This is a genomic window from Nocardia miyunensis NBRC 108239 (assembly GCF_001613065.1).
Classification (GTDB): domain Bacteria; phylum Actinomycetota; class Actinomycetes; order Mycobacteriales; family Mycobacteriaceae; genus Nocardia; species Nocardia miyunensis.
This window is the reverse complement of record NZ_BDBQ01000001.1, coordinates 360,761-382,652: the sequence shown is the minus strand read 5'-3', so window position 1 is coordinate 382,652 and position 21,892 is coordinate 360,761. Positions and strand designations below refer to the sequence as shown.

The window sequence follows — 21,892 nt, the reverse complement described above, 5'->3', positions numbered from 1 at the left end:
ATAGCCGAGCCGATGCTCGCCGGTAGCCTATGCGCCGCTGCATATTCACGGTTTTCCTTGAACGCCAGAATATATCGTACTAGGTTTAATAAGTTTTGCAGGTCTACGCGTAGTCGTCGAGTGGCGATGTTCCGGCGATCGGTGTGACGGGCATCCGGAACATCGCTGGTCGTCAGCTGTTGCTCGGCCGGGTCGGCGACGGTGTGCGCGACTGACCTTGTTGCCCCTGGAGCTGATCGAACTTCTGCGTGCCGGCCGCGATGCCCACCGGGATGGCCACCGCGGCACCGCCGAGACTGGCACCAAGTCCACCCACGGCCACAGCACCCACCGCGCAGGTCGCGACGACGGCCGGAATGGTCATCGTCCCCAGCGTGGCCAGGGACAGCAGGGTTCCGCCGGTGGCGATTCCGAACGGGCAACCGAGCGCTATGCCGATCACGGAGCCGCCCAGTGCGCCGACCGCCATCGCCAGACCCATGTGCGGCGCTGCCGCGGCAACCGATTGATTGATATCCGACATGAGGTCCTCGGGCGCCGACTGCGCCGCAACCGTGTTCGGGCGGCTCGCGATGTCCGATGATGTCCGGGGAGGGGGCGCTTCGACGGTGGTGGCTTCGGGTGTGGCGGGTAGGTCGATCGGTGTGCCCAGGACGGTGTTCCCCGCCGCATCGCGCAGGTCGAACCCATTGGGCCGCACCGCGACTGTGCCGCTCGGCGTACGTACGGCCGCGATGCCGGTGGCGACGTCGTCGGCGAAGACGACCCCGGGCGCGAGTTCGGTATGCAGCCAATCCTGTGACGGTGTGGTCGCCGGGGTGGTGTCGGCGTGTGCGGCGCCCGCCGCCACGACAACGGCTGTGGCGATGAGCGCGGTCACGGCGGCGCTGTGTGTACTGCGCTTCATTTCGACTCCTCCGTGGACTCTGCGGATGGCACCTGCTGCGCGATCAGCCCGCGGGCATGAAGGGAGCTGTACTGCTGGCTCATCGCGTTGGCCAAACTCGGTGTGCCGGTGACGATTCCGCCGACCGTTGCGCCGAGAAAGCCCAGCGCCGCCCCGCCGACTACGCAACCGCCGATAATGCCCACCGGGGTCAGCACCGGTACCGGAATCGTCAGTGAGCCGCCGGTCACCGCGCCGAGTGGACAGCCGACCGCGATACCGGCTGCCGTGCCCACGACCTGGCCGACTATCGAGGTGCCGGCCCACGCACCGGCGATCGCATCGAAGGCCTCGAGATATTCGGTGCGAGGGTCGGTCGAGGTGGCAGCGGGAACGGGGGTTGGATCGGCCGATGTGCTGATTGCCGGTTGGTCCGCGGCTGCGACAGCGGGCTCCGCTGCCGCAACCGAGATGGAGGCGGCAATGGCCACAAGGGCCGCCGCCCAGGTGGTGTAACGCATCGATTCTTCTTTCCGAAGGTGAACAGGGTCGAGCTACTCGCCGGGTAGGCGTTGCCGCACGTGGGGGTGAGCGGCTTTTCTCGCCCGGGTCGTTCAAGCCACGATCCCGCGGGCCCGCAGATCGGCGATTGCCGCTGCGTCGTACCCGATTTCGGCGAGTAGGGCGTCGGTGTGCTCGCCGATGAGGCAGCCGCCGTCGGCCTTGGTTCGGGATCGCGAGAAGGTGGTGGCCGGGGCGAGCCTGCGATGCACGTCGAATGTCGGATGCGTCGCGGTCACGGTGTAGCCGGCCTCGAAGTACTCGTCCTGCTGCAGCGTCTTCTCCGCCACCTGTTCGGCCACCGCGACGCAGCCGATATCGGCTCGGCCGAGTTCCTTCTTCCACAAATCTTTTGCGCGAGAAGCGAAGACGCCGGCCAGTACCTCGGCGAGGGCGGCGTCGTTCGCGGTCCGGGCGTACTCGGTGGTGAAACGCGGGTCCTCGGCCAGCCGGACGTACGGTTGGAGCGCCGCGGTCAGGACCGGCCATTCGTGTTCGAGCGGTGCGGCCAGGAAGATCCAGCCGTCCTCGGCACGGTAGAGGCGGTAACGGGCGCTGTAGCCGTACATCTCGTGGTCGGGGCACAGCGCCTCGACCCGTCCCGGATAGTCGACGTTGCGGTCCACCAGTGCGTGGGATCCGGTCGCGATCATCGTGGTGGTCAGGGAGCCGAGCGGCCGGCCGCGACGGCGGGCGAGCAGTCCGAGCAGCATGGCCGAGGCGGCCCCGAGCGCCGCGACGCCGTCTGCCTGCACCGATAGATTGGCGGCCGCGGCATAGAGGCGGATCACCGCGGCCTTGACCTCGTCCAGGGTGCCGACCCGCGCGGTGGCGTCCGGTACGTCGGTGAGTCCGAGGCCGGTCGCCGCGCCGATCGAGGGCGCGTAGGCGGGTTTCGCGCCGTATGGTCCGTCCACCCCGTAACCCGGTGCGCACAAGTAGACGAGATCGGGGTTGAGCGCGGTGAGCGTGGCGGCGTCGACTCCGGCCCGCTCGGCCGCACCCGCACGGTAGGTCTGCAGCACCACATCGGCTCGCTTGGCGAATCGGTGCACGATCGCCAGACCCTCGGGGGTGTGCATATCCAGGGCGATGGATTCCTTGCCCTGCATCACTTTTGCGCCGCCGGCTTCCGGGAAGGGCACCAGTCCGCGAATGGTGTCACCCGTCAGCGGCTCGACTTTGACCACCCGCGCACCGAGGTCGGCGAGCAGTGTGGCGGCGTAGGGACCGGCGAACATCGAACCGAGCTCGAGAATGGTGATGCCCGCCAGCGGAAGTTCACCAGGGGCACTGCCGGATGGAGTTGGGGCGCTCGGGGTTTGGCCTGCACTCGGCCCGGCTACCGCGGTCCCGGCCCGTTGCCGTAGTGCTGCGCTGTCCGCGCCCGGACGCGGTGCCAGGCGTGGCGGCGCCAGGGCGGCGCCGTGCACGTGGACCAGGGTGGAGGGTTGGGTGACTTCGCCGAGATCGGGATCGGTGATCGTCACGACCCGTCCGTCGTGCACCAGCTGCGGATGCCGCAGGGCGTCGGCCGGGGTGCGGAAGACCTCCGCGCTCAGATCGGGATTGGTGTCGAAGACCTGCTGCCACTCGGCGAGTGTGCGGGCCGATGCCCGCTCGAGCATGATCTCCCACAGTTCCGTCCGCAACGCGACGTCGTCGAGTCGCGGGACGCCGGCCCATTTCGGATCGGTGAACATCCAGGTCAGGTCCAATTCCTTCATCAGCGCGAGGAACAGGCGCGGCTCGGTCTGCGCGAACTGGATGAAGTGTCCGTCCTTGGTGGGCGTGATGAGCAACGGGTAGATCAGATGCCCGTTGGGGTTGCCCTCGTCGTCGAACGCGGATACCGGGACGAAGGCGTCGGGCCACCGGTTCACCACCAGCTCCGAGAACCACTGCCAGGTATCCATCGTCGCGATGCCGCGGACCAGATCGGCCTCGACGTGCTGGCCGATCCCGCTGTCCTCGCGTTCGAGCAGTGCGGCCAGGATGCCGTGCAGCGCGGTCTGCGAGGCGCCCCAGGAGGCGAACGGAGTGGGCACGAACGACGGACCGGGGCGGGTCGTGGTCTGGCGTTTGCCGTACATGATGCCGAGCTTTGCCATTACCAGGGCCTCATAGCCCTTCATGTCTTTGAACGGTCCGGTCGAGCCCCAGCCGGTGATCGCGGCGCTGACCAGCCGGGGATTCAGTCCGGCCAGTGCGGCGGGGCCGAGTCCGAGCCGGGCGGCGGATGCGGGACGCATGGTGGTGACCAGCACGTCGGCCGTGCGCAGCAGGCCGCGCAGTGTCTCGGCGTCCGCGGTCTCGTGCAGGTCGAGGGTGATGCTCTGCTTGCCACGCCCGAGCGCGGGCCACCCCGGCAGCGCACGCAGCCGACTGCCCGAGGGGGGCTCTACGAAGATCACTTCCGCGCCGGCATCGGCCAGGAACATCGTGGCCTGTGCGCCGGGCAGGGTGGTCGACAGATCGATCACCGTCAGGCGATCGAGGGGCCCGGCGTCGGCAGGGGTGTCGTTACGGGATGGCTCAACAGTCACTGGTGATCCTCCGGATCAGGGGTGAATTTCCGATCGGACGCATGGGGAGGCGGGCTGTGAGGCCGAGCGCTGCGCCGGTGGGATGTGATCTGAATCTCAGGCTAACGCTAGCTTACATAGTTCACAAGGTTTGATTTCTGAACCGCGAAACCGCGTAGCTTAGATCGATTCCTGGCGGCTAGCGATCTGATAGATTACTTTGTAATACAGGTGATCGATGGCTCCGCAGGCTTGTGACGCCGAGGCGTGTGGTGCGCTTGCTGCAGGCTCGGTGGTCGGCGGCAACCAGAATGGAGTGTTGATGTGTCCAACGGTTTGAGAGATGTCGCGATCGTCGGTGTGGGGGCGACTCCGTACTACAAACGCGGCGGGTCCGCACCACAGACGAATCTGGAGTTGGCGGGCAAGGCGATCCTGGCTGCCTGCGAGGACGCGGGCATCTCGGTCAAGGAGATCGACGGCTTCGCCTACTACTCCGGTGCTGGTGCCGGGTACGGCGACAAGATGGACACCGCCGATTTCATGGAAACCCTGGGCATTCCCGAGGTCACTTTCACCGCCTCGCTGACCTCCGGGGGCGGCGGCGCGGCGGGCTCGATCGGGCTCGCCCGCGCGGCCATCGTCGCCGGTGATGCCACCACGGTGGTCACGGTGATGACGCTGCAGCAGCAGAAACAGCGCCTGGGCTCGGTCTTCGCGGCCGCGGCCGCGGATCCGATCAACTCCTTCCTGCAGCCGTCCGGGCTGTCGGGTCCGGGCCATCTGATGTCGGTGCTGGCGCGGCGGCACATGCATCTGTACGGCACCCGGCGCGACGCGTTCGCCGAGATCGCGATCTCGACGCGGGAGAACGCGCTCAACCGCCCCAAGGCGATTCAGAAGACGCCACTGACCAAGGAGGAGTACTTCAACGGCCGCATGATCGCGGATCCGTTGTGCCTCTACGACTTCTGCCTCGAGACCGAGGGTGCGGTCGCGGTCATTACCACCAGTGCGGAGCGAGCGAAGGATCTGCGACAGAAGCCGGTGCCGGTCGTCGCGGTCGCGCACGGCGGTCGCCGCGAATGGGGCCGCGCGTTCGCCTGGTATGGAATGCCGGACGAGTACTTCGCGTCCTCGGGCAACGCGCCGATCGCCGAGCGGCTGTGGGCGCAGTCGGGGCTGACGGCCAAGGATATCGATGTAGCACTGCTCTACGACCACTTCACCCCGATGGTGCTCATGCAGCTCGAGGACTACGGATTCTGCGGTAAGGGTGAGGGTGGCGAGTTCGTGGAGAGCGGCGCCATCCGGTACAAGGGCGGCTCGATTCCGGTCAATACCCACGGCGGCCAGTTGTCCGAGGCCTACATCATCGGGATGACCCACATCAAGGAGGCGGTGGAGCAGATGCGAGGCACTGCGATCAATCAGGTGAAGGACGCCGAATTCGCGCTCGCCACAGGCGGTCCCGCGTCCCTGCCGGTCTCCGGCCTGATCCTCGGGAGCGCGGCATGAGCGACGTGCGCGCGACCACGCTGCCCGCCGAGGCGGTCCACATCACCACGAACAGCGATACCGAGCCGTTCTGGCAGTACGCCAAGGAGGGCAAACTCGTTGCGCTGCAATGCGGTTCGTGCGGACACTTCCGGATGCCGCCGACTCCGTTCTGTCCGGAATGTCAGTCCACCGAGAAGAACTGGAAAGAACTGTCGGGTCGCGGCAGCGTCTACAGCTACGCCGTCATCCACGGCTTCCCTGGAATCCCCGATATCACTCTCGTCGGAGCGGTGATCTCGCTCGACGGCGCCGGCGATGCCCGGTTGGTGACCAATGTCGTCGACGTCGATCCGAGTGAGGTCGAGATCGGGATGGAGGTCGAGGTGACGTTCTCGCCCATTTCCGACGGCTGGCAGTTGCCGGTGTTCCGTCCGGTCCAGGGGTGAGGATCCTGTCGGTCTGAGACGCCGAATATCAAGTGCCGCAACGCGGGTCACGGTTTTCCGGGCCCGCGTTGCGGCGTTTTCGGGGTTGACACCGAGCAACGAATGCAGAATTCTGTTCTGAGAACACTATTCTGAATGTGATCCGCCGGGCGTGCTCGATCGTCCAGGTCCGATTCGAAAGGGCATCCCAGTGCAACAGTCCGATACGGCCACTCACCTCGACGGCCAGACTTACGCCGATCGGCTTGCGGATCGCGCCACCGCCGCGGCAGCTCGGACCGGAGCCGGCTCGGCGGTATCCGGTGTGCGGCAATTGACAGGTGGTTCGTCGAGCCTGACCTTCGTCGCCGACCTCATCTCGTCCGGGGCGGCCACGCCGGTGGTGCTCAAGGTCGCGCCCGCCGGGCTGGCGCCGGTGCGCAACCGGGACGTGCTGCGGCAAGGTCGGGTGATGGCCGCGCTGGCGCAGGCGCCCGGCGTCCGGGTGCCTCCGGTGCTGTTCGACGACGAAGGGCAGCCGCCGCAGATCCCGCCGTTCGTGGCCATGGATCTGGTGGCGGGCGAATGCGTGGAGCCGCTGCTCGAGGATGCGCGTGATGCCGGGGCGGCGCCCCGGATCCGGGCCCGCTACCTCGACGCCGCGCGAATGCTCGGTCACCTGCACCGCCTGGAGCCGGCGAGTATCGGTCTCGGCGACGAACCCGTTGTCGGTCTCGATGCCGAGATCGACCGGTGGACAAGGGCTTTCGAGACAGTGCCGGAGGACCTGCGGGGCGACTTCCGCGCCTGCGGGCGGGCATTACGCGAGACCATGCCGACGCAGGCCGGGCCGGTGGTCAACCACGGCGACTACCGATTGGGCAACACCCTGTGCGAAGGCGACGAGGTCACCGCGATCATCGATTGGGAGATCTGGTCGGTCGGTGATCCACGGGTGGACCTGAGCTGGCTGACCTACTTCACCGACGAGTCGGGCCATCCCGCCGCGCCGAGCACACAACCGTGCGGTACGCCGACCATCGCCGAGGTAGTCCGGGAATACGAGCAGGCGTGGGGACGGCCGGTGACAGACCTGGTGTGGTTCGACGCGCTGACCCGGTACAAGGAGGCGGCAGCCACAGCGCTGCTGATCAAACGGGCTCGCAAGGCGGGCGCCATGCCCCCGGCGTTCCAGCGGATGGAGCCCGGGCTGCCGGGCATGCTCGACGAGGCGATGGCCTTGATCGGGCAATGACGACCGCTGTCGAAACAGCCGATTACCTTCTGAGACAAAGGAACAGAGCATATGTGGGATTTCCGGACCGAGCCCGATTTCCAGGCGAAGCTGGATTGGATGGATACGTTCGTGCGCGAGGAGTGTGAGCCGCTGGACCTGCTCTTCCCGCATATCGGCCAGCCGTACAACACCGAGAACGCGGCGGCCCGCGCGATCGTCAAGCCGCTGCAGGATCGAGTGCGCGAGCAGGGCCTGTGGGCGTGCCACCTCGGCCCCGACCTCGGCGGCCAAGGCTACGGGCAGCTGAAACTCGCGCTGATGAACGAGATCATCGGCCGATCCATGTGGGCGCCAACGGTGTTCGGCACCGCGGCACCCGACACCGGAAACGCCGAGATCCTGGCCATGTTCGGTACCGCGGAACAAAAGTCGCGGTATCTGCAGCCGCTGCTGGACGGCGACATCGTGTCCTGCTTCTCGATGACCGAGCCGCAGGCCGGCGCGGACCCGAAGGAGTTCGTGTGCGCCGCACGCCGTGACGGGGACGAGTGGGTCATCAACGGGGAGAAGTGGTTCACCTCCAATGCGCGCTACGCGGCCTTCTTCATCGTCATGGCCGTCACCGACCCCGACGCCTCGCCATATCGCCGGATGTCGATGTTCGTCGTACCCGCCGAGACGCAGGGAATCGAGATCATTCGCAACGTGACGGTGATGCCCGACCGGGAGGAACTCGACGAAGGCACGCACGGCTACATCCGCTACAACGATGTGCGGGTCCCGGCCGATGCGATCCTCGGGGGCCCCGGCCAGGGATTCGAAGTGGCGCAGGCGCGCCTCGGCGGCGGCCGGGTGCATCACGCGATGCGCACGGTCGGCAAATGTCGACGGGCATTCGACATGATGGCCGAGCGGGTGCTTTCCCGGCGCACCCAAGGCGAACTGCTGGCGGACAAGCAGATGGTGCAGCAGTTCATCGCGGATTCGTGGATCGAATTGGCCCAGTTCCGGCTGCTGGTGATGCAGACTGCGTGGATCATCGACAACGAGCCGCACGGCGCGGCACGCGCCAATATCGCGATGTGCAAGGTGGCGATGGCGAAGATCTTCGGCGACATCATCGGCCGGGCCGTGCAGATCCACGGCTCACTCGGTGTCACCACCGAGTTGCCGCTCTACGAGTGGTGGACCAGCGTGCCCTCGCTGGCACTGGCCGACGGGCCGACCGAGGTGCACAAGGCGACTGTCGCCAAACAGGTGCTCAAGGGCTACAAGCCGGCCGCGGGACTGTTTCCCTCCGAACACATTCCGACCCGACGCGACGCTGCCCGCGCACGGTACGCCGGCATTCTGAAGGAGTACGGACTCGTATGACAGTCCGGGTCAACACCATCTCCGCGGGCCCGTTCCTCACCGATATCGCCAAGTCCTGGCCAGAGGAGGGGCGGCGGACCAGTTGCAGCGCGGCGGGCCGTCCCGGTGACCGTCCGAGATTGTCACCACTGCACTGTATTTTGCCAGCCCGGCATCGAGTTACACCACGGCATCACTGATCCGGGTGGACGGCGGTCTGTACTGAAGGCCCACTTCTGCCCGATGGGTGAGCGCATCGCCGAACCAGGAGGACGGAATGGATCACGCCGAACTGATCGCTCGCGAGAAAGTGCGTGACCTTGTCGCCGCGTACGCGCACAGCGGGGACCGGATGCGGCTCGCGGAGCTGGCTGGATGCTTCGCCGAGGACGGAATACTCGAGGTCAAGGGCCGCCCACCGGCAGTCGGCCGTGCCGCGATCATCGAGATGCTCTCGGCGGCGCCGGATCGGGGTTCCGAATCGACCGCACCGCGGATCATTCGGCACTTCGTGACCAATCTTCGGTTCGACTCGATCGCTCCCGGCCGGATCGAAACATCCTCGTACTTCGTGGTACTGACCGCCTACGGCCCCGACCACTGGGGCCGCTACCGCGACATCCTGGTCGAGGCAGGGGAGAAGTGGCTGTTCGCACACCGGTTGGTCGCCGTCGACGCGGCAGTTCCGGGCGGCTGGTTCGCCGCCCGTCAACCGGCGCGGCCGTGACTCGGCCGACGGTCGAAGTGGCACCGAATCGGTCTCGAGCGGCGGCCGTTACCTACTGTGGCGTTTGGCCCGGCGTATGTGCACTGAGTCGGCACCCCCTCACCGTGGTCGCATCGTGGGGTCCAGGACGATCTTCCCGTGGGCCGCGCGGTCCTGCATCAGTGCGAGTGCGCGGGGCGCATCCTCGAGGGGCCACACCTCGGACACGTGCGGTCGCATGCCCTCGGAGATCAGGCGTGCGATCGCCTTCTTGCCCTCGGCCACGGCGTCGGGCCGGTGTTCGGCGAGTGTCCTGATCTCGAAGCCACGCAGGATCGCCCCTTTCAGGAGAACGAGATTCATCGGTATGCGCGGAATCTCGCCGTTCGCGAAGCCGACGCACACGTAGCGTCCGCCCCAGGCGATCGCGCGGATCGACTGTTCGGCGTATGCGCCACCGACAGGATCGATGATCACGTCGGCGCCGCGCCCGCCGGTGATCACCTTGATGCGTTCCTTCAGGTCCTCATGCTCGTAGGCGATACCCGCGACCGCGCCGAGTCGGCGGCACAATTCGATTCGCGCCTCGGACGCCGCCGCCGCGATCACTCGGCCCCCGAGTCGTGTCGCGATGTCGACACACGCGGTCCCCACTCCGCCTGCGGCACCCAGTACGACCACCGAGTCACCGGGCCGCATCTCGCCGATGGTGACGAGCGAGTGATACGCCGTTCGATACGTGACGCCGAATGCCGCGGCCTGGATCATGCTCAATCCGTGCGGAATTGGCGACAGGGCGGATTCGGGTACCGCGATCTTCTCCGCGAAGGCGCCGGTGAACGACACGCCCGCCACCGGGTCTCCGGGTGCGACGGCCCGCACTCCGGGGCCGACGGACAGCACGGTGCCCGCGAACTCGCTTCCCACGGTGAAAGGCGTCGGAACGCTCACCTGATAGTGGTCGGCGGCGACGAGCACATCGGGGTAATTGACGGCTGCGGCCTCCACTCGGACGACTACCTGCCGGGGACCCGCCACCGGAACGGGGATGTCTCTGACGTTGAGGGTTTCGGGCCCGCCGTATGCCTCACATCGAACCGCACGCATTGGTCGTCTCCTCATCGGTAAACTTCAGAACGCGGTTTTCAGAATAGCGTTCTTGACTGCTGGTCGCTCAGGTACGGTCACATCTCCGATGCTCGGCCACATTCGGCTGTACTAAGTAGTCTTATATGACATAGTGATCTATCTCTAGCCTGTCGGCTCGTCTTCGTGAGGATGTGACTACACGTGTGTGCGATGCAGATCGACCTGTCCGGTCAGGTAGCAGTGGTCACCGGCGCGGGAGGTGGTATCGGGCGTGGAATCGCTGTCGCACTGGCTCGCGCCGGGGCGGATCTTGTTCTCGCGGAAATCGATCCGGATCGAGGAAAGCAGACTTCCGAGATCATCGACGCACTCGGCCGCACCGCGATCGTCGTCCGGACCGACGTGATGAACACCGACGACGTCCGCGCCGCTGTCGCGCGGGCAGACGAAAATTTCGGCCGACTCGACATTCTCGTGAACAACGCGGGCGGCGTCCGGGGTGGAAGGTTCGTCGAGCAGAGCGAACGGAGCTGGCGGCGCCACATCGACATCAACTTGGTCAGCATGCTCGCCGGGACCTCGGCGGCCGTCCCGCTGATGGTGCGCGGCGGCCAGGGGGGATCGATCGTGAACGTCAGCAGTATCGAGGGCACCCGGGCGGCACCGATGTTCGCGGTCTACGCCGCCTGCAAGGCCGGTGTGCTCAGCTTTACGCGGACGATGGCGCTGGAACTCGCCGAACACGGCATCCGCGTCAATGCGATCAATCCGGATCAGACCATCACGCCAGGCAATCACGGTCAGCGCAGCGGGCCGATCGATGAAGCGGCGTTTGCGCGGCGCGACACGGGAGAACAAGCGGCACTCGACCGATACATCCCCCTCGGGCGTGAAGGCGTCATCGAGGAGTGCGGGTCGGCAGCGGCATTCCTGTGCTCACCGCTGGCCGGGTACATCACCGGCGCGGCTCTTCCCGTGGACGGTGGAACCTGGGCCGCAAGTGGATGGAGCCGCAACGTCGGCGGCGGTTGGAATCTGGGCGAGTTCGCCATCAGCTGACGTCGCCCGCGCCGATGACGAACCGCCACGAAGGAGAACCACGACTTGTCGACGATGCCCATAGAACGCGGAAAGATTCGAGAGTACGCACTGGCCACCGGCAATGCGCGCAGCGAGTACCTCGAGGACGACAGAGCGCCGATACCGCCGACTTTCCTTGCCACCGTGGTGTTCTGGGAGGATCTGCTCGCCGTGTACGAGACACCCGAAGCGAGGCGCGCCTGGAACGATCTGAAGTTGGAGCGGGACGTACGGAATCTGCTGTCACTGGAGCAGGAGTACATCTTCCACGGTCTTGTCCCGCGAGCGGGGGACGTTCTGGAGACTTCCGTCCGTTTCATCGGGCTCGAGGTGAAACAGGCCAGGAGCGGACCGCTGACCTTGGCGCGTTTCGTAGTGGCATTCCGCGATCGAACGCACGAGTTGCGAGCTGAATGCCTATACACCTCAGCGTATCTCAGCGTTCCCGGAGGTCGCGGACCTGAGTCGACGGCGCAGCGGGAGAGTGCACCGATCGCTGCTCGTGTGGAGACACCACTCGGACCGCATACAGTCGGTGCGCGGTTCGCGCCCAGGCGATTCGGCCCGGTCACGATGACGGACATCGTGCGGTATCAGGGTGCGAGCGGCGATATGAACCCCATGCACCACGATGACGAGCTGGCGCGGTCGGCCGGGTACCCGGCGGCATTCAGTGTCGGCATGCTCGGCGCCGGATATCTCGGAACCTACTGCACGGAGGCGTTCGGGGTCGACACCGTGCGGCGCTTCCGAACGCGTTTTCGCAAGGTCGTGTACCGCGGGGAAACTCTCACTGCCACTGCGGAAGTACTCCGGGAATTCGATTCGCACGGCGAAGCGAGAGCCGAGGTTCGGATGAGCTTGACCGACGGCAGCGGGGCAGTCGTCGTCGACGGCACCGCCGAGTTCGCGACGCGGTGACCCCGCTCCCGCCGAGCCTCGGTCAGCGGATGGAGAAGCCGGCGTCCACCGGCAGAGAGACGCCGGTGATCCATTTCGCCTGATCGGAAACCAGGAATGCGATGGCGTCGGAGATGTCGCCCGGCTGCAGGATCGCGATCGGCATCGCATTCTGCATCTGCGAGATGGAGTTGTCGCCGCCCGCGGCTGCCTCCTGGGCGAGCCGGGCCATCGCTTCGTTCATCGTCATGCCCGACGCGACGCCGGTCGGGTGCACGATGTTGACTCGGATCGAGTGCTCGGCCAGCGAGGCGGCGTACTGCTTGCAGATGCCGACCAGACCCCATTTGGAGGCGGTGTAGGCCAGTGCGGCGGGATTCAGGCTCGCGGTCGGGCGCACGCCTGCCGTCGACCCGGTGAACACGATCGAACCGCCTCGGCCGCCGGAAATGATATGTGGCACAGCGGCATTCACGACATGGAAGCCTCCGCTCAGATTGGTCGACACCACGTCCTGCCAGATCTGCGCGTAATCGTCGGGCCCGTCGCTGAGCCGGACGATGCCCGCATTGGACAGCACGATATCGATCCGCCCGAATGCCTCGTGGCCCTGGTCCACGGCCTTGCGGGTAGCGGCGGCATCGCGAACGTCGGTCTCGAACGCGACGATCCGGCGGCCGAGCGCCTCGACCTGCGCAACGGTTTCCTTCAGGTCTGCGGATGAGGCATTGGGGTAGTCCATCGTGGCGATGTCCGCGCAGATGTCGAGGGCGATGATGTCGGCTCCCTCGCCCGCCAGGCGCACCGCGTGGGAGCGGCCCTGTCCTCGTGCGGCACCGCTGATGAGTGCGACTTTACCTTCGAGACCGGTCATGGTTGGTCCTCCGTCGAATCGACACGGGTGCCGCGGGAGGGCCCGTGTGCGGGTGAGTGCATGCGGGGCATACGTGACGAAGTTAACGCACCAGGTTAGCTATGTGCAATCACTTCTTCATCGGTCGAGCCGAGCGCACGATCACCTCGACGAGTGGGCCTATGTGCTCGCTGGGATATGCGCGGGCGTGATCGCGCTCCTGTTGTGTGCGGGACAGCGTATGCATCAGCACCGCGCCGAACAGGGACTCGATCAGCGGTTCGTGTGCGGTGTTCGGGCTCATCTCGCCGCGTGCAACGGCCCGGGAGAATGCCCCCGTCGCTGCCGTGCGCAGCGATTTCACGATGCGTTGCTGGAATGGCTGGAGGTCGATGAAATCGGCCGTGACGTCGATGGTGATCCGCAGTGTTGCCCAGCCGATCGGATCGAGAAAGTGTTCGAGTAACGCGGTAGCCAGTGCCGTCAAATCGCCGGTCAGTGAGCCGGTGTCGACGTTGACGCGCAGGGTCAGTGCCACCGATTCGACGCTGTCGAGCAGTAGTTGTTCCTTGTTCGCCCAACGCAGATACAGCGCGGATTTCCCGACGCCGGCGCGTCGGGCGACGCCTTGCATCGTGAATGCGCCCCAGCCGAGTCGAGCGTATTCGAGAAGTGCCGCGGTCATCAGTTTCTCGTCGAGCTCGGGGTCGCGCGGGCGTCCGAGCGGTGTGGTTTGCCGGCTCATGTGGTCTCACTCCTCGGGGTGACTGTCCGCGCGTTCGTTTCGGATCAACCAATCACAGGGGGCTGCCGACGCGGTCGGGCGGTGTCCACAATTTTGCTACTTGCAGACACTTAGAGTCCGTAATACAGTGTGAGCTGCACAACATAGATAACTAAGATGGCGTTGTTGTATCAACCCGTCTCGCCACCATCTGATCGCAGCGAAGCGAGTGACGAATCCATGACCAGTCAGGCAATCGACACGACCAGGCCCACCGTGCACCTCCGCATCGGCAGCGAGCGGGTCGAGACGGGATCAGGCGGGGTGCATGAGCATGTCAATCCCGTCGATGGCACGGTGGACGCGCGGATCCCGTTGGCAGGTCCGGCCGAGGTCGACCGGGCGGCCCGCACTGCACACGACGCCTTCGCCACCTGGCGGCGCACCCGGCCGGCCGAGCGGCGGCAGATGCTGACCAGGCTCGCCGATCTGATCGAGGCCAACGCCGAAGAGTTCGCCCGCCTGGGCGCACTCGACAACGGCACGCCCATTCCGGTCGCGGCCGGCCTGGTTGCGACGTCGATCGAGTGGACGCGGTACTACGCGGGCTGGGCCGACAAACTCACCTCGGAGGTGACCGGTTCTTTCGGCCCGGACGGAGAGTTCTCCTACTCACTCGGCCAGCCTTACGGCGTGATCGGTGTGATCATCACCTGGAATGGCCCGCTGATCTCACTGGCGATGAAGATCCCGGCCGCGCTCGCGGCGGGAAATACGGTGGTGGTCAAGCCGTCGGAGCTGACTCCGTTCACCGCCGAGTTGTTCGCGGACCTCGTCGAACAGGCCGGCATCCCGGCCGGTGTGGTGAACGTACTGCCCGGTGCGCCCGAGGCCGGTGCGGCGCTCGTCGAGCATCCCCTGGTCAAGAAGGTGACCTTCACCGGCGGCCCGGACACCGCCCGGAAGATCCTGCACAGTTGCGCCGAGGCGATGAAGCCATCGGTACTCGAACTCGGCGGCAAATCGGCCAATATCGTGTTCGCGGACGCTGACCTCGACCAGGCCTGCTCGCACGGCACGATGATGTCCATCGGCGCGCTCAGCGGCCAGGGCTGCGCGCTTCCCACTCGAATGTTGGTGCAGGACAACATCTATGAGGAGATGATCGGCCGAGTCAAGGCATTCGCCGAATTCATCACCGTCGGGGATCCGCTGGCCGAGGGGACCGTGTCCGGGCCCGTGGTCAACGAGACGGCTCTGCATCGGATCCTGGGCATGATCGAGCGCGCCCAGGCCGACGGCGCCCGTCTGGTCACCGGCGGTCACCGGGTCGAAGGGGCGCTGGCCGACGGTTTCTTCCTCGAGCCGACCGTATTCGCCGATGTCGACCCGCAATCCGAACTCGCGCAGAAAGAGGTGTTCGGTCCGGTGCTGGCCATCACCCCGTTCGCGACCGAGCAGGAGGCGATCGAGATCGCCAACAGCAGCGAGTACGGCCTGTCCGGCTACATCCAGACCAACGATCTGCGCCGCGCGCACCGCGTGGCGGAGGAACTGGTCACCGGCGAGGTGCTCATCAACGGCGCTATGAACCTCGGTGTCAATCGCGCGTTCGGTGGCATCGGCCTCAGCGGTCTCGGCAAGGAAGGCGGCCGCCAGGGAATCGAGGAGTTCCTGCGGCTCAAGAACATCGCCATCGCTTGATCTTTCGCCGCGCCCACGGGCAAGGCGTGGCACTGCGGTGCCGACCAGTTTTGTTACGAAAGGATTCACCGTGACGACAGGACCGGACCAGGCGAAGAGCTCGGGTCCCCTCGCGGACCTGGTGGTCGTCGATCTCTCGACCACGCTGCCCGGCGCGCAGGCGAGTCAGTTTCTGGCCGACTGCGGTGCGGACGTCATCATGGTCGAGCCGCCCGGCGGTAGCGATCTGCGCGATCTTCCGGGCTGGCCCGGCCTGTTGCGGGGCAAGCGCAGCATCACCCTGGACCTGCACGCCGAGGACGGCCTCGCGACACTGCGCGCGCTGCTGAGCACCGCGGATGTGCTGATCACGACGATGCGGCCGACCTCGGCGACCCGGATCGGGCTCACCCCGGCGGCGCTGGGCGAGAAGTATCCACGGCTGATCTGGGCATCGATCACCGGCTGGGGGAGTACCGGTCCGTGGAAGGACTACAAGGGCTGGGAAGGCCTCGTCATGGCCAAGACCGGGGTCATGTTCGAGAAACGGCAATTGACCACTCGGCCCGGCCCGGCCTTCGTCACCGCGCCCTACGCCTCGTTCGGAGCGTCGCAGGCCGCGGTGCACGGCATCCTCGCCGCGCTGCTCGAGCGCATGTCCAGTGGGCGCGGGCAGGCCGTGGAGTCCAATCTGGTGACCGGTATGGCAGCGATGGATCCCTACAACTGGTTCTACGAGATGGTCCTGGAGCGCTACCCGGACGCGTTCAGCCCGATGGACGTGGCCTACGACGACGCCGGGCGCCCACAGGCGTATCTGATCTACGCCCTGCTGATCGCGGCGACCAAGGATGGTCGTTGGCTGCAGTTCGCGCAGACCGCGCCACGGTTGATGCAGGCATGGCTGACCGAACTCGATCTGGTGAGGGAATTGGCCGACCCCAAGTGGACCGGCTTCCCGATGCTGCCGACCGCCGAACTCCGGACGGAATTCTGGCAGATGATGCTTGATCGGGTAGGCGCCCGCACATTCGAGGAATGGCAGCAGGTCTTCGAGACCAACGACGACATCAGTGCCGAGGCCTTCCGCACCCCCGACGGGGCATTGGACCACCCGCAGGTCGTCGCGGAGGGCCGAGTCGCCACGGTCGACAACCCCGGGATCGGCCCCGTGCGGCAACCATCGACCCTGATCCATGCCGACGGAAAACCGCTGACGCCGCTGCGCCCGGCGCCGCTGCCGGGTCAGCACGACGACGAGGTGCGGGCCACCATCGCCGCGGCCGCGGCCGCACCGGCAGCAGGGACTCCCGCACCGGACGAGTTGCCGCTGCGCGGGGTGACGGTCCTCGAATTCGGCACCATGTTCGCCGGCCCGTACGGCGCGACGGTGCTCGGCGACCTCGGGGCCAGGGTGATCAAGATCGAACCGGTCGACGGCGACAATATCCGCAACCTGGTGGCCTTCCCCGAGGCCGGTGGTGCAAAGGTATTGCAGGGCAAGGAAAGTGTGGCGATCAACCTCACCAGTCCCGCCGGACTCGAACTCGTCCACGAGCTGGTCAAGCGCAGTGACGTTGTGCTGCAATGCTTCCGGGGCGCGGCCGCCGAACGTGCGCAGATCGACGAGGCCACACTGAAGGCGATCAATCCGGATATCGTGTATCTGAGCACCCCGGGATACGGCGTCGAGGGCCCGTACGCGGCCCGCCCGGCCTATGCACCCTCGGTGGGCGCGGCAACCGGCCTGTCGGCCGTGGACGGTCGCGACGCCACGAACACACCGAGCGACGCGGACGCGTTGCGTGCCGGAGCTCGGACCCTGCACGCTGCCGGTGCGGTGCCGGCCGTTCAGTCCGACGGCATCGCCGCATTGGGCGTGGCCTCGGCGATATTGGTGGGCTTGTACGCCAAGCGCAACGGAGTCGAACTCGCCAACATGGTCACCACCATGTTGGGCACCGTGCACCAGGCTCTGATCTCCTACAACACCAGCTACGAGGGCCGGCCGGAGATCGCCGTCGCGGATGCGCAGTTCTACGGACTCGGCGCGCTCTACCGGATGTACCAGGCCGCCGACGGCTGGGTATTCCTGGCCGCACCGCTGCCGCATGAATGGGAGACGCTGGTGAAGGCGTTGTCACCGTATGTCGATCTGGCCTCCGACGCGCGGTTCTCGACCCCGCAGGGGCGCGGCGACAACGACACCGCCCTTGCACGGGTACTCGCGGATGTGTTCGCGGGCAAGGGGAAACAGCAGTGGGAGGACGAACTCGCGGCTCTCGACGTGGGTTGTGTGGCGATCCTCGAACGCAACTCCGAGTCGGCGCTACAGTCCGATCCGTTCTTCGAGGCCGGGTACAGCGTGGAGGCCGTGAGCCCGATCTTCGACGAGCACCGTCGGCTGGCCCCGCTGACCCGCTTCTCGCGTTCGCGCACCAAGGCCGATGCGGGCTGCACCATCGGGCAGCACACCCGCGCGGTGCTGGGCGAGATCGGTGTGGGCCAGGAGCGTATCGCCGAGCTGCTCGAGCTCGGAGTCATCGCCTGCGACAATTGAATTGGTGAGCCGATGCCGGCGTCTGCCCTTTCGTGCATCCGGACGCCGGATCGCTCCTGAAGCATGAGAAGAAAGAGAACCCGGATTGTCTGCCGCATCGATGTTCGTATCCAAGGTGACCGATCCGGCATCGGTGTTGCCGGTTCACCTGCGTTCTCGCGCTCTCGCGGAGCCGGACCGGCCGTTCCTCCACGAGGTGACCGGAGCCCACGCCACCTACGGTGCGACGTGGGAGGGGGTGCGCGGCTGGGCGGAGTATCTACGCACCCTCGGGGTGGTGCCGGGCGTGCGGGTAGCGACGCTGCTGCCGCCGTCGATCGATGCGGCGATGATCTGGATCGCCCTCGGTTGCCTGGGTGCGGTGGAGGTTCCGGTCAACCCGGAGCTGAAGGGGACCTTCCTCGAACATGTCCTCGACGACGCCGCGCCGGTATTGTGCGTGGCCCGGCCGGAATTCGTCGACGACGTCCGAAATACCCGACCGGCCTTGACAGTTCGTGCTGTCGAGCGTGGTGAATGGCGGAACTTTGCCGCGGCCACCATCGAATTCGATTCGCCGGCCGCACCGGCCGACATCGCCTGCGTGATCTACACCTCCGGCAGTACGGGACCGGCCAAGGGGGTGATGCTCGACTGGGCCCAGTTCGCCACCATGGCCGACCGAATTCCCTTGGGGCCGAACGATATAGCCTACAACTGCCATCCGATGTTCCATGTCACCGGACGTAGTCCGCTGGTGGCGATGTGCGCCACCGGGGGCCAGGTCGTCTTCCGGGAGCGGTTCTCGGCGAAGGCCACCCTGGACGACGTACGCGAGTTCGGTTGCACCACAGGGACTCTCCTGTCCGCGCTGCTGCTCGCGCTACCGCCGCGCGCGGACGATGCGGACAACCCGCTCGAGGCCGTTTTCGCCGGCCACAACGTCGCTCTCGCCGCCGAATTCGCCCAGCGATTCGGTGTGCGGTGCTACGACCTGTACGGCTCCACGGAAGTGGGTTTCCCTCTGGTGCTGAGTGATCCACCCGATCTCGAACACACGTGGTGTGGTCGCGTGCGCGACGGCTATCGGGCCCAGGTCGTCGACGAGAACGGCCGGCCGGTCGCCGACGGTGTTCCCGGCGAGCTCTGGATCCGGCCCGACGACCGGCGCATGATCATGGTCGGCTATCTCAACCAGCCGGACGCGACTGCCCGGGCGCTGGCCGGCGGCTGGTACCACACGGGCGATATCGTCATCCGTCACCCTGACGGCAATTTCGAATTCCGCCACCGAGCCGGCGACACCATTCGTCGGCTGGGCGAGAACATCTCGACCACCGCCGTCGAGGCCGTCATCGACGAGCATCCGCAACTGGTCGCATGCGCGGTCATCGGTGTGCCCGATACCGTTGCAGGACAGGAGATCCTGATCGCGGCAGAGGTCATCGAGAACAGCATTCTGGACGAACCGGCACTCTATGACTGGATGACCAGCCGCCTGCCCAAACATGCGCTGCCGAAGTATTTGACCCTGACCGACACGCTACCTCGCACACCCACCAACAAGATCCTCAAGACCGGGCTACTCGACACCATCGACCTGAGCGGCACGTGGAGCCCGCCGCTGCGACGACACTGATGCGAGCGCTCTCGTCGCGGGCTTGGCAACCGCTCGGGCCATAGGCCTATTCCGACTCGTATGGATCAACCAAAGTGACCGACGTGCGGACGATTCGAGCGGCGTCCTCCGGAAACGCCTCGCTGGCCACCTGGAAGCGCTCGCGGGTTCGCCCGACCGGCCCGAGTATCCGGCGACGCACCTGATCACGCAGATCGCGTTGCGCTTGTTGTGGACTCAGGCCCTCGCTCTGCTCGTAGCGTGTGCGACGGACCGACCGGACAGCGCCACATCGTGCACGGCGCTCACCAGTCGCTCATTACCTCCGGTCGTCGACGGGAATCCCGACAGCGATTCCGGCACTCGGCCGGACCCAACGAACCGAGCGTGTACGGTTTGTGCCTGTCGGCGATGGGCCGTCAGATTGAGCCGGGACCCATTCGGACACATCCTGATCCGGCCGATACACCGCGCCCCGCCGCGCCAGCATCTGATAATACTCCCACGAGTTCCCCGGCCTGCCGAGCCACGCCTCGATCGACGAAAACTCCGGTGCCAGTACACCTTCCCGCGCGATCATGAGCGTCTGAAGCGACCGCGACATACGACCGTTGCCATCCGTACACCGGCCCGCCACAGGCCGCCGGTCCATTTCGCAGGACGAAATAGTGGGGCGTCTGCAGGACGCGGCGGGGCGTGCGACGACGTTGGTCGGCCGCCTCACCGCCATCCTCGAAGAGGCGCTCGCATGCGTCGCGGACTACCCGTCGGTGACGAGATTCGAGGCGATCTCGTTCGAGACCAGTCGACATCCCGACCTGTCCGCGCTGCGTACGAACCGTCGCGATGCGGAGGAAGAGCTGTACACCCAGCTGATCAGCAATGCAATCGCCGCCGGTGAGCTTGCTCCCGACGTCGATTCGCAGTCTCTCGTCGATGTCATCTTGTCGATTTCGTCAGGGTTGACGTACCTGTCCGCGACGTCGATTCCCGAACGGCATCGTCGCGCGGTTCGCGCCGTCGAAGGGATACTCGCTTCCGGACTGCCGGTAGTCGGGAAGTAACCGCGCGTTCGTGCGCGAATACGTTGCTGGACTCGGGATTTCACCTGCTGACCTCCGAGGCTCACGCCTGATCGGGTCATGCGATCACCGACCCGACGCGGGTCCCTGTCGAGCGGTACTTCTCCCCGGAGTTCCCCGAGCTGCAGAAGAACAAACTGTGGCCCCGGATCTGGCAGATGGCATGCCGCCTGGAAGAGATTCCTCGGGTGGGGGACTTCACCGATGAAGGTGCGCTGGTGGCGGCACCTGGTGTTGCCGGGCAACTGGAAGATGGCGCAGGAAGCGTTCATGGAGGCCTACCACGTGATGCAGGCGCACCCTTCGCTGAGCATGGGCGCCGCGGACGAGGACTACGACGTCGATGCGCTCGGCGGCGACTTCGAATGTTTCGGCAACGGCCACGGGCACGCGCTGCTGAGTAGCGCCGGAGGCACTCCGGTCGCGAGAATGTCGTTGGCGGACTACTTCATTCAGTTCAACAACGCCTCGTACGTCGGAACCGATGCCTACACCACCGACCGGGAGGTGTTCATCCAGCAAGGTTTGCTCGAAAAGGACATCGACGAGAACGGGTTCCTGATGGTGTTCTTCCAAGCGCTGTACGAATACGCGCAGGGCGCCGGCATCCCGCTGCCGCCACCGACCACCGAGACCAGTGGATACGGGCACATCTTCCCCAACATCACCGTACTGCCAGCCTACGGGAATTCCATCATCTACCGCGTGCGGCCCAACGGCGACGATCCCGAATCGTGTCTGTTCGAGGTGTGGGCGGTACAGATCCCCACCGCCGAGGAGGCCGACGTCGATCGCCCGGAACTCGAGGGGCCAATTCCGGTCGAGGAGTGGCCGCAGATCTTCAAAGAGGACTTCCTCAACATCGAACGCCAACAACGCGGAATCCACACCCAGGGGCTTTCGGATCTGATCATGTCCGACAAGTACGAAGCGATGATCGTCAACAGCCACAAGACCATCGATGAATATCTCGCCCCGTAATCGAACGTGGTGCAGGTGGGGTGGAACCCGCCGGGATCGATCTCGACGTCCCACCCGTGGTTTCGGAAGGCTGAGCCGGGCGCGGCGGATGGCATCGGAGTGTGTACCTATGACAAGGTTCACTTGTATCACCTAGTTGGAGTTAAATAA

18 protein-coding genes are annotated in these 21,892 nt (G+C 65.9%); 12 read left to right on the top strand and 6 right to left on the bottom strand.

The genetic code is table 11. From position 1 onward, the window contains the following. Positions 1-172 precede the first annotated feature (172 nt). The 3 genes from NM2_RS01760 to NM2_RS01750 form a co-directional block, all read right to left on the bottom strand. On the bottom strand, positions 173-907 hold the full coding sequence (locus NM2_RS01760; protein WP_067662855.1) for a hypothetical protein: 735 nt from the start codon (positions 905-907) through the stop codon (positions 173-175). Continuing rightward, complete coding sequence (locus NM2_RS01755) at positions 904-1,407, bottom strand: hypothetical protein (RefSeq protein ID WP_157120833.1); 504 nt, start codon at positions 1,405-1,407, stop codon at positions 904-906. Before NM2_RS01755 ends, NM2_RS01760 begins: the two co-directional genes overlap by 4 nt. A 93-nt stretch (positions 1,408-1,500) precedes the next feature. Continuing rightward, positions 1,501-3,993 carry a CaiB/BaiF CoA transferase family protein gene (locus NM2_RS01750; RefSeq protein WP_067662849.1) on the bottom strand — a complete coding sequence of 831 codons (2,493 nt, stop codon included), beginning with the start codon at positions 3,991-3,993 and terminating at the stop codon, positions 1,501-1,503. Between the two features lie 303 nt (positions 3,994-4,296). Here NM2_RS01750 and NM2_RS01745 point away from each other — a divergent pair, with 303 nt between their 5' ends. From NM2_RS01745 to NM2_RS01725, 5 genes are all read left to right on the top strand, one after another. Next, complete coding sequence (locus NM2_RS01745; RefSeq protein ID WP_040831024.1) at positions 4,297-5,490, top strand: thiolase C-terminal domain-containing protein; 1,194 nt, start codon at positions 4,297-4,299, stop codon at positions 5,488-5,490. Beyond that, positions 5,487-5,918 (top strand): Zn-ribbon domain-containing OB-fold protein, encoded by a 432-nt coding sequence (locus tag NM2_RS01740; protein WP_040831025.1) that lies wholly within the window; start codon positions 5,487-5,489, stop codon positions 5,916-5,918. The genes NM2_RS01745 and NM2_RS01740 overlap by 4 nt, the downstream gene beginning before the upstream one ends. 190 nt (positions 5,919-6,108) lie before the next feature. Then, the gene (locus NM2_RS01735) at positions 6,109-7,152 is read left to right on the top strand and encodes a phosphotransferase family protein (RefSeq protein WP_067662847.1); all 1,044 of its coding nucleotides are present in this window, start codon (positions 6,109-6,111) and stop codon (positions 7,150-7,152) included. Positions 7,153-7,203: 51 nt separating this feature from the next. Further along, positions 7,204-8,508 (top strand): acyl-CoA dehydrogenase family protein, encoded by a 1,305-nt coding sequence (locus NM2_RS01730; protein WP_067662845.1) that lies wholly within the window; start codon positions 7,204-7,206, stop codon positions 8,506-8,508. Positions 8,509-8,764: 256 nt separating this feature from the next. Beyond that, the gene (locus NM2_RS01725; RefSeq protein WP_067662842.1) at positions 8,765-9,214 is read left to right on the top strand and encodes a nuclear transport factor 2 family protein; all 450 of its coding nucleotides are present in this window, start codon (positions 8,765-8,767) and stop codon (positions 9,212-9,214) included. Positions 9,215-9,313: 99 nt separating this feature from the next. On the opposite strand, the gene NM2_RS01720 is transcribed toward NM2_RS01725, so the two are convergent. Then, entirely contained in the window at positions 9,314-10,300 is a 987-nt protein-coding gene (locus NM2_RS01720) for an NADPH:quinone oxidoreductase family protein (RefSeq protein ID WP_067662839.1), read from the bottom strand. Positions 10,301-10,492: 192 nt separating this feature from the next. Here NM2_RS01720 and NM2_RS01715 point away from each other — a divergent pair, with 192 nt between their 5' ends. Together NM2_RS01715 and NM2_RS47095 are read left to right on the top strand one after the other, a co-directional pair. After that, positions 10,493-11,341, top strand: coding sequence for an SDR family NAD(P)-dependent oxidoreductase (locus NM2_RS01715; protein WP_067662836.1), 849 nt, complete (start codon positions 10,493-10,495; stop codon positions 11,339-11,341). Between the two features lie 54 nt (positions 11,342-11,395). Next, positions 11,396-12,283, top strand: coding sequence for an FAS1-like dehydratase domain-containing protein (locus NM2_RS47095; protein ID WP_084530371.1), 888 nt, complete (start codon positions 11,396-11,398; stop codon positions 12,281-12,283). 22 nt (positions 12,284-12,305) lie between these two features. Here the strand turns inward: NM2_RS47095 and NM2_RS01705 are convergent, their stop codons facing one another. Both NM2_RS01705 and NM2_RS01700 read right to left on the bottom strand, forming a co-directional pair. Further along, a complete protein-coding gene (locus NM2_RS01705; protein ID WP_067662833.1) occupies positions 12,306-13,136 on the bottom strand; it encodes a mycofactocin-coupled SDR family oxidoreductase in 831 nt (276 codons plus the stop codon). Between the two features lie 109 nt (positions 13,137-13,245). Further along, complete coding sequence (locus NM2_RS01700) at positions 13,246-13,860, bottom strand: TetR/AcrR family transcriptional regulator (protein WP_067662829.1); 615 nt, start codon at positions 13,858-13,860, stop codon at positions 13,246-13,248. A 219-nt stretch (positions 13,861-14,079) separates the two neighbouring features. On the opposite strand from NM2_RS01700, the gene NM2_RS01695 reads away from it, so the two are divergent. The 5 genes from NM2_RS01695 (at position 14,080) to NM2_RS01675 (ending at position 21,742) form a co-directional block, all read left to right on the top strand. Then, the gene (locus tag NM2_RS01695) at positions 14,080-15,543 is read left to right on the top strand and encodes an aldehyde dehydrogenase family protein (protein ID WP_067662827.1); all 1,464 of its coding nucleotides are present in this window, start codon (positions 14,080-14,082) and stop codon (positions 15,541-15,543) included. Between the two features lie 70 nt (positions 15,544-15,613). Continuing rightward, the gene (locus tag NM2_RS01690) at positions 15,614-18,082 is read left to right on the top strand and encodes a CaiB/BaiF CoA transferase family protein (RefSeq protein ID WP_245717788.1); all 2,469 of its coding nucleotides are present in this window, start codon (positions 15,614-15,616) and stop codon (positions 18,080-18,082) included. 85 nt (positions 18,083-18,167) lie between these two features. Continuing rightward, the gene (locus NM2_RS01685) at positions 18,168-19,700 is read left to right on the top strand and encodes an AMP-binding protein (protein ID WP_169816085.1); all 1,533 of its coding nucleotides are present in this window, start codon (positions 18,168-18,170) and stop codon (positions 19,698-19,700) included. Between the two features lie 647 nt (positions 19,701-20,347). Continuing rightward, positions 20,348-20,743, top strand: a complete 396-nt coding sequence (locus tag NM2_RS01680) for a hypothetical protein (protein ID WP_067662822.1) — start codon at positions 20,348-20,350, stop codon at positions 20,741-20,743. 222 nt (positions 20,744-20,965) lie between these two features. After that, positions 20,966-21,742 carry an SRPBCC family protein gene (locus tag NM2_RS01675; RefSeq protein WP_218025823.1) on the top strand — a complete coding sequence of 259 codons (777 nt, stop codon included), beginning with the start codon at positions 20,966-20,968 and terminating at the stop codon, positions 21,740-21,742. Positions 21,743-21,892: the final 150 nt, after the last annotated feature.